Source organism: Variovorax sp. Soil_C_12 (assembly GCF_057657375.1).
This window is the reverse complement of the sequence record NZ_JBDGIO010000010.1, coordinates 21392-35436: the sequence shown is the minus strand read 5'-3', so window position 1 is coordinate 35436 and position 14045 is coordinate 21392. Positions and strand designations below refer to the sequence as shown.

The following is a 14045-nucleotide window of genomic DNA, read 5'->3' as shown; positions in this document are numbered from 1 at the left end:
GGCAAAGCCCACCTCCGGTGGGCTTTTTTTTGTCCGCCGTTCAGCCCTGCAGCTGCGCCCAGAGCTTGTCGAGCCGCTTCACGCTGACCGGCTGCGGCGTGCGCAGCTCCTGCGCGAAGAAGCTCACTCGCAGCTCCTCGAGCAGCCAGCGGAACTCGTCCATGCGCTCGTCCACCGCGCCCTTGCGCTCGGCCACCAGGCGCCAGTAGCGCTGCTCCTGCGGCCGCAGCTCCGCCAGGCGCTGCGTGTCGCGGCCCGGATCGGCGCGCAGCTTGTCCAGCCGCAAGCTGATGCCCTTGAGGTAGCGCGCGAAATGCGCCAGCCGCGGCCAGGGCGTCTGCGCGACGAAACGCTTGCCCACCAGGCGCTGCAGCTGCTGCGCGGCATCGGCGGTCGCCTCGGGCTGGACCTTGGTGTCCTTGATCTTGCGCGCGGCGAGGGTGTACTCGCCGAGGATGGTGCCCGCGAGGCGAGCGATCTCGTTGGCGATCAGCGTGAGCCGCCCGCGCCCCTCCTCCACGCGGCGCTCGAAAGCCGCCTGGTCGGCCGGCAGCGGCTCCTGCAGGAAGGCCCGCTCCAGCGCCACCTCGACGATCTGTGCGCGCAGTTCCTCGGCCGTGCCCAGCGGCATGTAGGCCACCGCCATCTTCTGCAGGTCGGGAATGTTCTTCTCGAGGTACTTGAGGGCATCCTTGAGCTGCAGCGCGAACAGCCGGCGCAGACCGGCGCGATGCTTCGCCGCGGCCACTGCCGGCTCGTCGAAGACCTCGATCGTCACCGCATCGCCGGCATCGACCAGGGCCGGAAAGCCGATCAGCGACTGGGCCCCGCGGCGCACCTCCATCAGCTCCGGCAGCTCACCGAAGCTCCAGCTGGTGTAGCGCTGGCCGGCGGGCAGGGCCGGTGCGGTGTCGGCTTTCTCCGCTGCGCGATCCGCCGGCTGCTCGGCCGGGCCGGCGTCCGCGGCGGGCGCATCGGGCGCGGCCCGGACCTGCAGGCCGGCCAGTGCCTGGAAGGCGCCGCGCGCCTTCGCGCCCAGTTCCGCCTTCAGCGCGCCGAGATTGCGGCCCATTCCGAGCTGGCGGCCGTGCTCGTCGACCACGCGCAGGTTCATGAACAGATGCGGCGGCAGCATGTCGAGCTTGAAGTCGGTGCGCTTCACGTCCAGGCTGGTCTCGTCGCGCACGCGCTTGAGGAGCGCATCCGTCAACGAGCCATGGCCGAAGACCTCCGGCGCGCCCAGCACCTGCGCCAGCCGTGTTGCGGATTCCGGCAGCGGAACCAGCCGCGCGCGCGGCTTCTGCGGCAGGCTCTTGAGCAGCGCCTGCACCTTGTCCTTGAGCATGCCGCCGACCAGCCACTCGCAGCGCTCCTCGCTCACCTGGTTCAGGACGAAGAGCGGCACGCTCACGGTCAGCCCGTCGCGGGGGTCGCCGGGCTCGTGCAGGTAGCTGGCCGCGCAGTCGACGCCGCCCAGCCGCAGTGTGGGCGGGAAGGACTGCGTCGTGATGCCGGCCGCCTGGTGGCGCATCAGCTCCTCGCGCGTCAGGTAGAGCAGCTTCGGCGCTTCCTTCGAGGCCTGGCGGTACCAGCTCTCGAAGCCGAATCCACTGGCTGCGTCGGGCGGCAGTTGAGCGTCGTAGAAGGCGTAGATCAGCTCGTCGTCGACCAGCACGTCCTGGCGGCGCGCCTTGTGCTCCAGGCCCTCGATTTCGCGCACCAGCTTGCGGTTGGCCGCCAGGAAGGGCAGCTTGCTCTCCCATTGCCCGCCGACCAGCGCCTCGCGGATGAAGATCTCGCGCGCCGCGACCGGATCGACGCGCCCGAACTCCACGCGCCGCCCGCTGTAGACCACCAGGCCATAGAGAGTGGCGCGTTCCAGCGCCACGACCTGCGCGCTCTTCTTCTCCCAGTGCGGATCGAGCAGCTGTTTCTTGAGCAGGTGGCCCGCCACCTGCTCCAGCCATTGCGGCTCGATGTTGGCGATGCCGCGGCCGAAGAGACGCGTGGTCTCCACCAGTTCGGCGCAGACGATCCAGCGGCCGGGCTTCTTCTTGAGGTGCGCGCCCGGATGTCGGTAGAACTTGATGCCGCGAGCGCCCAGATAGGCCTCCTCCTCTTCCATCTTCCAGCCGACGTTGCCGAGCAGGCCGGAGAGCATGGACAGGTGCAGCGCCTCGTAGCTCGCGGGCGTGCCGTTGATGCGCCACTTGTGCTCGGTGACCACCGTGAGCAGCTGCGAATGGATGTCGCGCCACTCGCGCACGCGGCGGACGTTGACGAAGTTCTGGCGCAGCAGCTGTTCGTACTGGCGGTTGCTGAGCTTGTGCGTGGGCGTGCCCACCCCCCCGCGCGCATCGTGAATCCACTGCCACAGCCGCAAGTACCCGCTGAACTCGCTCTTCTCGTCGTCGAACTTCGCATGTGCCTGGTCGGCCTGCTGCTGCGCATCGAGCGGCCGGTCTCGCACGTCCTGCACCGACAGCGCGCTGGCGATCACCAGCACCTCCTCGAGTGCGCCGCGGCTGCGCGCTTCCAGGATCATCCGCCCCACGCGCGGGTCCAGCGGCAGCTTCGCCAGCTCCGCGCCCATCGGCGTGAGCTCGTTCGCATCGTCGACCGCGCCGAGCTCGTTGAGGAGCTGGTAGCCGTCGGCAATCGCGCGCCGCTGCGGCGCCTCGAGAAAGGGAAAGCGTTCCACATCGCCCAGGTGCAGCGACTTCATCCGCAGGATCACGCCCGCCAGCGAGGAGCGCAGGATCTCGGGGTCGGTGAAGCGCGGCCGCCCCTCGAAATCCTTCTCGTCGTAGAGCCGGATGCAGATGCCGTTGGCGACCCGCCCGCAGCGCCCGGCGCGCTGGTTGGCCGCGGCCTGGCTGATGGGCTCGACCAGCAGCTGCTCCACCTTGCTGCGGAAGCTGTAGCGCTTGACGCGCGCCGTGCCGGCGTCGATCACGTAGCGGATGCCCGGCACCGTCAGCGAGGTCTCGGCCACGTTGGTGGCCAGCACGATGCGCCGGCCGCTGTGGCTGTCGAAGATGCGGTCCTGCTCGGCCTGCGACAGCCGCGCGAACAGCGGCAACACCTCGGCGTTGCGCAAGAGCGGCTGGTGGCTCAGGTGCTTGCGCAGGTGGTCGGCCGCCTCGCGGATCTCGCGTTCGCCGGGCAGGAAGACCAGGATGTCGCCGCCATCGCGCGGGTCGCGCCAGAGCTCGTCGACGCCGTCGGCGATGGCATCGTTCAGGTCGTGGTCGCGCGACTCCTCGAAGGGACGGTAGCGCTGCTCGACCGGATACATCCGGCCCGACACCATGATCGTCGGCGCCGGACCTTTGGCGGACGCGAAATGCTGCGCAAAGCGCTCCGCATCGATCGTGGCCGAGGTCACGATCACCTTGAGATCCGGCCGCCGCGGCAGGATCTCGCGCAGATAGCCCAGCAGGAAGTCGATGTTGAGCGAGCGCTCGTGCGCCTCGTCGATGATCAGCGTGTCGTAGGCCTTGAGCAGCGGGTCGGTCTGAGTCTCGGCCAGCAGGATGCCGTCGGTCATCAGCTTCACGGAGGCGTCGCGCGACAGCCGGTCCTGGAAGCGCACCTTGTAGCCCACGACCTCGCCCAGGGGCGTCTTGAGCTCTTCCGCGATGCGCTTGGCGACCGACGACGCGGCGATGCGCCGCGGCTGCGTGTGGCCGATCAGCCGGCCCCGGCCCGGCGGCGCGTTGAGCTTGCCCCGGCCCATCGCCAGCGCGATCTTGGGCAACTGCGTGGTCTTGCCCGAGCCGGTCTCGCCGCAGACGATGACGACCTGATGGGCGGCGATGGCTTCGGCGATCTCGTCGCGCCGCGCCGAAACGGGGAGCGACTCAGGGAACTCGATGGCAAGCGGCGCACCCGCGCGGACCGGATCGGATGGAAGGGAACTCATGAAGCGCCGCATTATCTCACTTCACGAGTTCACGTGCTACACTTGTTCACGTATCGTTGCAGAGGCCATTCGAATGACCAACCTGACCATCGCCATCGACGAAGCCATCGTGCGCAAGGCGCGAGTACGTGCCATCAACGAGGGCACGTCCGTCAGCGCCCGCATCCGCGAGTTCCTCGCCGACTACGCGCAGGGCAACGACCGCCAGCAGATCGCCGGCCAGGCCTTCATCGCCGCGGCTCGCCGCAGCAAGGCGAACAGCGAGGGCGCAAAGTGGTCGCGCGACGACGCACACGACCGCCCCTACCCTTCCGAATGACGACCTTCTTCGACACCAACGTGCTGGTCTACGCGGTCGACGCGGGCGATCCGGTGCGCAAGGAAATCGCGATCGACCGCTTTGCGCGGGCCATCAAGGACGACTCGATTGCCCTCAGCACCCAGGTGCTGCAGGAGTTCTACAACATCACGACGCGCAAGCTGAAGCCGCCGCTCAGCGCGCGCGAGGCCACCAGCCAGATCAGCCAGCTGTGCGCCTTCGACGTGGTCGGCGCCACGGCCGACAGCGTCCTGGCCGCGGCCGAGCTGGCGCAAAAGCACCGCCTGCAATGGTGGGACGCGCTGATCCTCGAAGCCGCGCTGCGCGCCAACGCCGACGTCCTCGTCTCGCAGGATGGCCAGCATGGCCAGCGGTTCGGCAAGCTCGTCGTCGAGAATCCATTCCATCCCGGCTGACGCCGGCCCTCCTCACGGCTTCCTTCATGTCCACCGTCTTCAACTTCACCTTCGTCCCCTGGTTCCGCTCGGTGGCGCCCTACATCCACATGCACCGGGGCAAGACCTTCGTGGTCGCCATGGCGGGCGAGGCCATCGCGGCCGGCAAGCTGCCCAACATCGCGCAGGACCTGGCGCTGATCCAGAGCATGGGCGTCAAGGTGGTGCTGGTGCACGGCTTCCGGCCGCAGGTCAACGAACAGCTGCGCGCCAAGGGCCACGAGGCGAAGTACTCGCATGGCATCCGCATCACCGACGAGGTGGCGCTCGACTGCGCACAGGAGGCCGCCGGCCAGCTGCGCTACGAGATCGAGGCCGCCTTCAGCCAGGGCCTGCCGAACACGCCCATGGCCGGCTCCACCGTGCGCATGATCTCGGGCAACTTCATCACGGCGAGGCCGGTCGGCGTGGTCGACGGCGTCGACTTCCAGCATTCGGGCCTGGTGCGCAAGGTCGATGCAGCGGGCATCCGCCGCGGGCTGGACTTCGGCGCCATGGTGCTGATGTCGCCCTTCGGCTTCTCGCCCACCGGCGAGGCCTTCAACCTGACGATGGAGGAGGTCGCGACCAGCGTGGCCATGTCGATCCAGGCCGACAAGCTGATCTTCCTGACCGAAGTGCCCGGCATTCCGCAGGATCCCACCCAGCCCATCAGCGAGGACAACCCCATCGACACCGAGCTGCCCCTGGACAGCGCGAAGAAGCTGCTGGAGTCGCTCTCGTCGCCGCAGAAGCCGACCGACACGGCCTTCTACCTGCAGCACTGCGTCAAGGCCTGCGAAGCGGGCGTGGAGCGCAACCACATCATCCCCTTCGCGGTCGACGGATCGCTGCTGCTCGAGGTCTACGTGCACGACGGCATCGGCACCATGGTGATCGATGAAAAGCTCGAATCGCTGCGCGAGGCGACGGCCGACGACATCGGCGGCATCCTGCAGCTGATCGAGCCCTTCGAGCGCGACGGCACGCTGGTCAAGCGCAGCCGCACCGAGATCGAGCGCGACGTCGGCCAGTACACGGTGATCGAGCACGACGGCGTGATCTTCGGCTGCGCCGCCCTCTACCCCTACCCGGAAGCGAAGACCGCCGAGATGGCGGCGCTCACCGTGTCGCCCCAATCGCAGTCGCAGGGCGACGGCGAACGCATCCTCAAGCGCGTCGAGCAGCGCGCCAAGGCCAGCGGGCTCGAAAGCATCTTCGTGCTGACCACCCGCACCATGCACTGGTTCCTGAAGCGCGGCTTCCAGCAGGTCAACCCCGACTGGCTGCCCGAGGCACGCAAGCGCAAATACAACTGGGACCGCAAGAGCCAGGTGCTGGTCAAGAAGCTCTGAACGACGACGCCATGAATCCCCTGCTCTCCAAGCTGCAACCCTACCCGTTCGAGCGGCTGCGCCGGCTCTTCGCCGATGTCACGCCGAATGCGGATTTCGCGCCCATCAGCCTCGGCATCGGCGAGCCCAAGCATCCGACGCCGGAATTCATCAAGCAGGCACTGTCGGCCGGCCTGGGCGCGCTGGCGGTCTATCCGGCGACCGCCGGCGACCTGAAGCTGCGCCAGTCCTTCACCGCCTGGCTGCAGCGCCGCTACGCGCTCGAACTGGACCCGGCGACGCAAGTGCTGCCGGTCAACGGTTCGCGCGAGGCGCTGTTCGCGCTCGCGCAGACGGTGCTCGATGCATCGAAGACGCCGGCCCCGGTGGTGCTCTCGCCCAATCCCTTCTATCAGATCTACGAAGGCGCGGCCCTGCTGGCGGGCGCCGAGCCGTACTACGTGCCCAGCCTGCCGGCGCGCAACTTCGCCGTAGACTGGGACAGCGTGCCGGCCGCGGTGTGGGAACGCACCCAGCTGGTCTTCGTGTGCTCGCCCGGCAACCCGACCGGCGCGGTGATGCCGATGGAAGAGTGGCAGAAGCTCTTCGCCCTGTCCGACCGCTACGGCTTCGTGATCGCGTCCGACGAGTGCTACAGCGAGATCTACTTCCGCGACGAGCCGCCGCTCGGCGGCCTGGAAGCCGCGGCAAAGCTGGGCCGCAGCGACTTCCGCAATCTCATCGCCCTCACCTCGCTGTCCAAGCGCAGCAACGTGCCGGGCCTGCGCAGCGGCTTCGTGGCGGGCGATGCCGCGATCATCAAGTCCTTCCTGCTCTACCGCACCTACCACGGCAGCGCCATGAGCGGGGCGGTGGCAGCGGCCAGCATCGCGGCCTGGGGCGACGAGGCGCACGTGGTGGACAACCGCGCCCAGTACCGCGCCAAGTTCGCGGCCGTGACGCCCCTGCTCGAGAAAGTGCTGGACGTCCGTCTGCCCGACGCGAGCTTCTATTTGTGGGCCGGCATCCCCGCGGCGTGGCAGGGCGACGACGCCGCCTTCGCCCGGGCGCTCCACGCTCAATACAATGTCACGGTGCTGCCCGGCAGCTACCTCGCGCGCGAGGCCAACGGTGCCAACCCGGGCCGCGGCCGCATCCGCATGGCACTGGTGGCCGACACCGCCGAATGCACCGAGGCCGCGCAGCGCATCGTGAACTTCATCCAGAACCGAGCCCATCCATGACCCAGCAACTCCAGCAGACCATCGACGCCGCGTGGGAAGACCGCGCCAACCTCTCCGCCACCAGCGCCCCGAAGGAAGTTCGCGATGCGGTCGAGCACGTGATCGCCGAGCTCAACAACGGCCAGCTGCGCGTCGCCACCCGCGAGGCCGTGGGCCAGTGGACCGTGCACCAGTGGATCAAGAAGGCCGTGCTGCTGTCCTTCCGCCTCAAGGACAACGAGCAGATGCAGGCGGGCTCGCTCGGCTTCTACGACAAGGTGCCGACCAAGTTCTCGCACCTCTCGGCCAACGAGCTCAAGGAAGCCGGCGTGCGCATCGTGCCGCCGGCCGTGGCACGCCGCGGCAGCTACATCGCCAAGGGCGCGATCCTGATGCCCTCCTACGTGAACATCGGCGCCTACGTCGGCGAAGGCACCATGGTCGACACCTGGGCCACCGTCGGCTCCTGCGCCCAGATCGGCGCCAACGTGCACCTCTCGGGCGGCGTGGGCATCGGCGGCGTGCTGGAGCCGCTGCAGGCCGGCCCGACCATCATCGAGGACAACTGCTTCATCGGCGCGCGCTCCGAGGTGGTCGAAGGCGTGGTCATCGAAGAGAACTCCGTGCTCTCGATGGGCGTGTACATCGGCCAGAGCACCCCCATCTACGACCGCACGACCGGCGAAGTCACCTACGGCCGCGTGCCCGCGGGCTCGGTGGTCATCAGCGGCACCCTGCCCAAGGACAACGGCAAGTACAGCCTCTATGCCGCGATCATCGTCAAGCGCGTGGACGCGCAGACGCGCGCGAAGACCTCGCTGAACGACCTGCTGCGCGACTGAGCCGGCGAGCCGCCACTTTTTTCACAACCACGCTGGAGGAGAGAGCCCGATGAAGACGATGGAGCGAATTCTGCGCCTGATGGCCGAGCGCAAGGCATCCGACATCTACTTGTCGGCCAACTCCCCGGCACTGATCCGCATCAACGGCAACTGCGTGCCCATCAACGGGCAGGTGCTGCCGCCCGAGGCGCCGCTGGCCCTGCTGGCCGAGGTGGTGCCCGAGGCGCGCATCGCCGAGCTCGAACGTACCGGCGAGCTCAACATGGCGATCGCCCTCGAGGGCGCCGGCAACTTCCGCGTCAGCGGCATGCGCCAGCGCGGCAGCTATGCGGTGGTGGTGCGGCATATCGCCTCGGTGATCCCCTCCTTCGACGAGCTGAACCTGCCGGAGATCCTCAAGACCCTCGTGATGGAGAAGCGCGGCCTGATCCTGATGGTCGGCTCCACCGGCGCCGGCAAGAGCACCACCCTGGCCTCCATGCTGGACTACCGCAACGAGCACGCCAGCGGCCACATCCTCACGGTCGAGGAGCCGATCGAGTTCACCTTCACCAACAAGAAGTCGATGGTGAACCAGCGCGACGTCGGCAGCGACACGCAGTCGCTGCAGATCGCCCTGAAGAACGCGCTGCGCCAGGCGCCCGACGTGATCCAGATCGGCGAAATCCGCGACCGCGAGACCATGACGGCCGCGATCACCTACGCCCAGTCGGGCCACCTGTGCGTGGCCACGCTGCATGCCAACAACAGCTACCGCGCGCTCAACCGCATCCTGAGCTTCTACCCGGTAGAGGTGCGCTCCACCCTGCTGAACGACCTGGGCGGCGCGCTGCGCGCGATCGTCGCGCAGCGCCTGCTGCGCACGCCCAACAGCAGCCGCGTGCCGGCGCTGGAGGTGATGCTCAACACGGCGCTGGTGGCCGAGCTGATCGGCAAGGGCGACTTCTCCGGCGTCAAGGAGGCCATGGAGCAGTCCATGGCCGAAGGCTCGCAGACCTTCGAGGAAGACATCGCCCGCCTCGTCACCGAGAACCGCATCACCCGCGAGGAAGGCCTGTCGCAGGCCGACTCCCCGACCAACCTGATGTGGCGCCTGCAGAACCGCAACGCCTCGCCGGCGCGCAAGGAAGAGCAGGCCTTGCTCGACCAGGTCGACGAACCCTCCTTCACGGACATCACGCTCGACGTCCGCCACTAGCTTTTTTCTTCATGTCCCGCACGCTGCAACTCGCCGAACAACTGATCTCGCGCCCCTCGGTCACTCCCGACGATGCGGGCTGCCAGCAGATCCTCGGCGAGCGGCTGGCGCGGCTGGGCTTCAGGCTCGAGACCCTCGAAAGCGGCCCCGCCGATTTCCGCGTGACCAACCTGTGGGCCGTGCGTCCGGGCAGCGCGGGCGCCGAGGCCGCACGCACGCTGGTCTTCGCCGGCCACACCGACGTGGTGCCCACCGGTCCGCTGGAACAGTGGAAGAGCCACCCCTTCACGCCCACCCACCGCGACGGCCGCCTCTACGGTCGCGGCGCCTGCGACATGAAGACCTCGCTCGCCGCCTTCGTGGTCGCGATCGAGGACTTCCTGGCCGTCCGGCCCGACCCGCGGCTCACGCTGGCCTTGCTGCTCACCAGCGACGAGGAAGGCCCCGCCGTCGACGGCACGGTGGTGGTGTGCAAGGCGCTGGCCGCGCGCGGGCAACGCCTCGACTACTGCATCGTCGGCGAGCCGACCTCGGTCGAGCGCTGCGGCGACATGATCAAGAACGGCCGCCGCGGCACCATGAGCGGCCGGCTCACCGTCGAGGGCGTGCAGGGCCACATCGCCTACCCGCATCTCGCGAAGAACCCGGTCCATGCCTTCGCGCCTGCGCTGGCCGAACTGGTCGCAATCAACGACGCGGGCGGCTGGGACGCGGCGCCCAATGCGTACTTCCAGCCGACCAGTTGGCAGATCAGCAACATCCACGCAGGCACCGGCGCCAGCAATGTGATCCCCGGCAGCGCGGTGATCGATTTCAACTTCCGCTTCTCCACCGAGGCCACCCCCGAGTCCCTGCAGGCGCGGGTGAGGGCCGTGCTCGATGCGCACGGGCTCGACTACACCCTGTCGTGGACCGTGGGCGGCCTCCCCTTCCTCACCCCGCCCGGCGAGCTGGTGGCCGCGGTGCAGCAGGCCGTCCGCGACGAGACCGGCATCGAGACCGAGCTGTCGACCAGCGGCGGCACCAGCGACGCGCGCTTCATCGCGAAGATCTGCAAGCAGGTGGTGGAGCTGGGCCCGGTCAACGCCAGCATCCACAAGATCGACGAGCACATCGCCGTCGCCGAGATCGAGCAGCTCAAGAACATCTACCAACGCACGCTGGATCGGCTCGAAGCGCTGTTGGTGGTATGAGCACCGTTATCGAACTGATCGAGGCCGGCGAAAGGCAGCTGGCCGAAGCCGGCGTCGCCTTCGGCCACGGAACGACCAACGCCTTCGACGAGGCCGCCTGGCTGGTGCTGTGGCGCCTGGGCCTGCCGCTCGACGCCCTGGACGAAGCGGCCGAGCGCCCGGTCTCTCCCGCGGACGCAGCGCGCGTGGCCGAGCTGCTGGCCGCCCGCATCGCCACGCGCAAGCCCGCGGCCTACCTGACGCGCGAGGCCTGGCTGCAGGGCGTGTCCTTCTACGTGGACGAGCGCGCCATCGTGCCGCGCAGCTTCATCGCCGAGCTGCTGGCCGACGGAACCATCGACCCCTGGCTCGGCGAGCACACGCAACGGGTGCTCGACCTGTGCACCGGCAACGGCAGCCTCGCCGTACTGGCGGCGCTGACCTATCCGGACATCCGCGTCGATGCGGCCGATCTTTCGACCGAGGCCCTCGAGGTCGCGGCCATCAACGTCACGCGCCACCAGCTCGACGATCGCGTCACGCTCGTCGAATCCGACGGGCTCGCCGCCCTGCGCGGCCCCTACGACCTGATCCTCTGCAACCCGCCCTACGTCAACGCGCAGAGCATGGCCGCCCTGCCCGCCGAATACCGCACCGAGCCCGAGCTGGCGCTGGCCGGCGGCGCCGACGGCATGGACTTCGTGCGCCGGCTGTTCGCCGAAGCGCCGTCCCGCATGAGCGAGCACGCCGTGCTGGTGCTGGAGATCGGCAACGAGCGCGCGCATTTCGAGGCGGCGTTCCCGAAACTCGAGGTGGTGTGGCTCGCCACCAACGCAGGTGAAGACCAGGTGCTCCTGGTGACCCGCGAAGTACTTCTTTCATGATCACCCTCAAGAACGTCATCCTGCGCCGCAGCGCCAAGGTCCTGCTGAACGGCGCCAGCGTCACCATCAATCCCGGCGAGAAGGTCGGGCTGGTGGGGCGCAACGGCGCCGGCAAGTCCACCCTGTTCGCCCTCTTCAACGGCACGCTGCACGAAGACGGCGGAGATTTCTCCGTGCCGTCGTCCTGGCGACTGGCCCAGGTCGCCCAGAACATGCCCGAGACCGCGGAGTCGGCCACCGACTTTGTGGTCGGCGGCGACACCCGGCTGGTGGAGCTGCGCGAGGCGCTCGCGCTCGCCGAGGCCGGCCACGCCGCCGATCCCGACGATGCCGAGATCGGCATGGCCCTGGCCCACGCCTACACCGACCTGCACGACGCCGGCGAGCACGACGCCGTGCCGCGCGCGCAGGCGCTGATCCTGGGCCTGGGCTTCAAGGTCCACGAGCTGGACCAGCCGGTCAACAGCTTCTCCGGCGGCTGGCGCATGCGCCTGCAGCTGGCGCGCGCCCTGATGTGCCCGAGCGACCTGCTGCTGCTCGACGAACCGACCAACCACCTGGACCTGGACGCCCTGGTCTGGCTCGAGGCCTGGCTGCAGAAGTACGCCGGCACCATGATCGTCATCAGCCACGACCGCGAGTTCCTCGACGCCGTGACCGACGTCACCCTGCACATCGTGCACGAGCAGCTCACCCGCTATGGCGGCAACTACAGCGCCTTCGAGACGCTGCGCGCCCAGCAGCTCGAACTGCAGCAGTCGGCCTTTGCCAAGCAGCAGGACAAGATCGCCCACCTGCAGAAGTTCATCGACCGCTTCAAGGCGAAGGCGAGCAAGGCCAAGCAGGCCCAGAGCCGCGTCAAGGCCCTGGAGCGCATGGAGAAGGTGGCGCCCCTCTTGGCCGAGGCCGACTTCAGCTTCGAGTTCAAGGAGCCGGGCAACATCCCGAACCCGATGCTCACCATCAGCGCGGCGAGCTTCGGCTACCTGCAGGACGGCGAGCCGCCCAAGACCATCCTGACCGGCGTCAATCGTTCGGTGCTGGCCGGTCAGCGCATCGGCATCCTGGGCGCCAACGGCCAGGGCAAGTCCACACTCGTGAAGACCATCGCCCGCGAGATGGGCGCGCTCGCCGGCACCGTGACCGAGGGCAAGGGCCTCAACATCGGCTACTTCGCGCAGCAGGAGCTCGACGTGCTGCGCCCGCAGGACACCCCGCTGGAGCACATGGTGCGCATGGCACGCGAGCTCGGCCCCAATGCCCGCGAGCGCACCGGGGAGCAGGACCTGCGCGGCTTCCTCGGCAGCTTCAACTTCAGCGGCGACATGGTGAAGCAGGCCGTCGGCACCATGAGCGGCGGCGAGAAGGCGCGCCTGGTGCTGGCCATGATGGTCTGGCAGCGCCCCAACCTGCTGCTGCTCGACGAGCCGACCAATCACCTGGACCTGGCCACGCGAGAGGCCCTGGCCGTGGCGCTCAACGAGTTCGAGGGCACGCTGATGCTGGTGAGCCACGACCGCGCCCTTCTGCGCTCGGTCTGCGACGAGTTCTGGCTGGTCGGCCGAGGCCGCGTCGGCGATTTCGACGGCGACCTCGACGACTACCAGCGCTATCTGCTGGACGAGGCGAAGCGCCTGCGGGAAGAGGCCAGGCTGGCCACGCGCGAGGCGGCCGAGACCGCGGCGGCCATTCCGGCCGCCGCCCCCTCGCCTCAGGCGGCGGCGCAGGAGCGCCAGCAGCGCAGCAACCAGGCCAAGCCGCTGAAGCGCGAGCTGGCGCAGATCGACGAGCAGCTGGCCGCCGCCGGCGCCGAAAAGACCTCGCTCGAGGCACGGCTATCGACCCCGCTGCCCGCCCCCGAGATCGCCGAGACGGGCCGGCGGCTCAAGGCCCTGAACGAGGAGATCGGCCGGCTGGAGGAACGCTGGCTGGCCCTGTCGGACGAGATCGAAACACTGGCCGCCACCTGACGGGACGTGGTAGCCTGCGCCGAACCATGCCCTCGGCCCTCGAACTCGCCCGCGGCGATCCGCAGCTGATCGCCGCCATCCAGCGCAGCCGGCGCATGCTCGGCCGCAAGGCGCTGATCGCGGCCGCCGCGAGCGCAGTACCCATTCCCGGGCTCGACTGGGCCGCCGACGCCGCCCTGCTGACACGGCTGATCCCGCGCATCAGCGCCGAATTCGGCCTCTCCGTCACCCAGATCGAAGGGCTGGCGCCGCACCAACGCGAACGCATCCAGCACGCGGCCACCGCGGCCGGCGCCCTGCTGGTGGGCAAGCTGGTGACGCGCGAGTTGCTGATCACGCTGGCCCGCCATGCCGGCATCCGCATGACGGCGAAGCAGGCCACCAAATACGTGCCCATTGCGGGCCAGGTCGTCTCGGCGGCGCTCGGCTACGCCGCCCTGCGGGCGCTGGGCGAGCTCCATATCCGCGATTGCGTCAAGGTGGCGCAGTCGGTCCGCCACTTGCTCCCGCCGCCCGAGGCTGAAGAAAAAGCGCACCAAATTGGCGCGCCGGGTGCCTCCCGCCGCCGCTTCGGATGGGCACGCCTGCGGCCCAATTGAGCCGGCGCCGGCCGTCCAGCGTCAGTTTGCCCCCACGCGCTGATGGCATACCATCTGACGAAATCTGGTCTGGCCGACTGTCAAGCTCATAATGCCGGGCAAGAGACCGGGAAACGGCGGCCCAGTAGTGTCAAGTCAGGGATCG

11 protein-coding genes are annotated in these 14045 nt (G+C 68.8%); 10 read left to right on the top strand and 1 reads right to left on the bottom strand.

Features of this window, described 5'->3' with window-relative positions:
- Positions 1–40: 40 nt before the first annotated feature.
- On the bottom strand, positions 41–3925 hold the full coding sequence (hrpA, locus tag AC3A6X_RS24200; protein WP_487844586.1) for an ATP-dependent RNA helicase HrpA: 3885 nt from the start codon (positions 3923–3925) through the stop codon (positions 41–43).
- Between the two features lie 73 nt (positions 3926–3998).
- On the opposite strand from hrpA, the gene AC3A6X_RS24195 reads away from it, so the two are divergent.
- From AC3A6X_RS24195 to AC3A6X_RS24150, 10 genes are read left to right on the top strand one after another with little or no spacing between them, the layout of a single operon-like run.
- Positions 3999–4244 (top strand): hypothetical protein, encoded by a 246-nt coding sequence (locus AC3A6X_RS24195; protein WP_164255328.1) that lies wholly within the window; start codon positions 3999–4001, stop codon positions 4242–4244.
- Positions 4241–4660 carry a PIN domain-containing protein gene (locus AC3A6X_RS24190; RefSeq protein WP_164255329.1) on the top strand — a complete coding sequence of 140 codons (420 nt, stop codon included), beginning with the start codon at positions 4241–4243 and terminating at the stop codon, positions 4658–4660. Before AC3A6X_RS24195 ends, AC3A6X_RS24190 begins: the two co-directional genes overlap by 4 nt.
- Positions 4661–4686: 26 nt before the next feature.
- A complete protein-coding gene (gene argA / locus AC3A6X_RS24185; RefSeq protein ID WP_487844585.1) occupies positions 4687–6033 on the top strand; it encodes an amino-acid N-acetyltransferase in 1347 nt (448 codons plus the stop codon).
- Between the two features lie 11 nt (positions 6034–6044).
- Positions 6045–7256: a succinyldiaminopimelate transaminase gene (gene dapC / locus AC3A6X_RS24180; RefSeq protein WP_487844584.1), complete on the top strand. Its 1212-nt coding sequence runs from the start codon at positions 6045–6047 to the stop codon at positions 7254–7256.
- Complete coding sequence (gene dapD, locus AC3A6X_RS24175) at positions 7253–8077, top strand: 2,3,4,5-tetrahydropyridine-2,6-dicarboxylate N-succinyltransferase (RefSeq protein ID WP_309961899.1); 825 nt, start codon at positions 7253–7255, stop codon at positions 8075–8077. The genes dapC and dapD overlap by 4 nt, the downstream gene beginning before the upstream one ends.
- A gap of 49 nt (positions 8078–8126) precedes the next feature.
- Complete coding sequence (locus AC3A6X_RS24170; RefSeq protein ID WP_487844583.1) at positions 8127–9275, top strand: PilT/PilU family type 4a pilus ATPase; 1149 nt, start codon at positions 8127–8129, stop codon at positions 9273–9275.
- An 11-nt stretch (positions 9276–9286) separates the two neighbouring features.
- Positions 9287–10468 carry a succinyl-diaminopimelate desuccinylase gene (dapE, locus tag AC3A6X_RS24165; protein WP_487844582.1) on the top strand — a complete coding sequence of 394 codons (1182 nt, stop codon included), beginning with the start codon at positions 9287–9289 and terminating at the stop codon, positions 10466–10468.
- Positions 10465–11331: a 50S ribosomal protein L3 N(5)-glutamine methyltransferase gene (prmB, locus tag AC3A6X_RS24160; RefSeq protein ID WP_487844581.1), complete on the top strand. Its 867-nt coding sequence runs from the start codon at positions 10465–10467 to the stop codon at positions 11329–11331. The genes dapE and prmB overlap by 4 nt, the downstream gene beginning before the upstream one ends.
- The gene (locus tag AC3A6X_RS24155; protein ID WP_487844580.1) at positions 11328–13301 is read left to right on the top strand and encodes an ABC-F family ATP-binding cassette domain-containing protein; all 1974 of its coding nucleotides are present in this window, start codon (positions 11328–11330) and stop codon (positions 13299–13301) included. Before prmB ends, AC3A6X_RS24155 begins: the two co-directional genes overlap by 4 nt.
- 26 nt (positions 13302–13327) lie before the next feature.
- The gene (locus tag AC3A6X_RS24150) at positions 13328–13900 is read left to right on the top strand and encodes a hypothetical protein (protein ID WP_487844579.1); all 573 of its coding nucleotides are present in this window, start codon (positions 13328–13330) and stop codon (positions 13898–13900) included.
- Positions 13901–14045 lie beyond the last annotated feature (145 nt).

Bases quoted from the DNA above. Each gene is read 5' to 3' on its own strand.
- hrpA (WP_487844586.1), bottom strand. From the start codon at position 3,925: ATGAGTTCCCTTCCATCCGATCCGGTCCGCGCGGGTGCGCCGCTTGCC.
- AC3A6X_RS24195 (WP_164255328.1), top strand. From the start codon at position 3,999: ATGACCAACCTGACCATCGCCATCGACGAAGCCATCGTGCGCAAGGCG.
- AC3A6X_RS24190 (WP_164255329.1), top strand. From the start codon at position 4,241: ATGACGACCTTCTTCGACACCAACGTGCTGGTCTACGCGGTCGACGCG.
- argA (WP_487844585.1), top strand. From the start codon at position 4,687: ATGTCCACCGTCTTCAACTTCACCTTCGTCCCCTGGTTCCGCTCGGTG.
- dapC (WP_487844584.1), top strand. From the start codon at position 6,045: ATGAATCCCCTGCTCTCCAAGCTGCAACCCTACCCGTTCGAGCGGCTG.
- dapD (WP_309961899.1), top strand. From the start codon at position 7,253: ATGACCCAGCAACTCCAGCAGACCATCGACGCCGCGTGGGAAGACCGC.
- AC3A6X_RS24170 (WP_487844583.1), top strand. From the start codon at position 8,127: ATGAAGACGATGGAGCGAATTCTGCGCCTGATGGCCGAGCGCAAGGCA.
- dapE (WP_487844582.1), top strand. From the start codon at position 9,287: ATGTCCCGCACGCTGCAACTCGCCGAACAACTGATCTCGCGCCCCTCG.
- prmB (WP_487844581.1), top strand. From the start codon at position 10,465: ATGAGCACCGTTATCGAACTGATCGAGGCCGGCGAAAGGCAGCTGGCC.
- AC3A6X_RS24155 (WP_487844580.1), top strand. From the start codon at position 11,328: ATGATCACCCTCAAGAACGTCATCCTGCGCCGCAGCGCCAAGGTCCTG.
- AC3A6X_RS24150 (WP_487844579.1), top strand. From the start codon at position 13,328: ATGCCCTCGGCCCTCGAACTCGCCCGCGGCGATCCGCAGCTGATCGCC.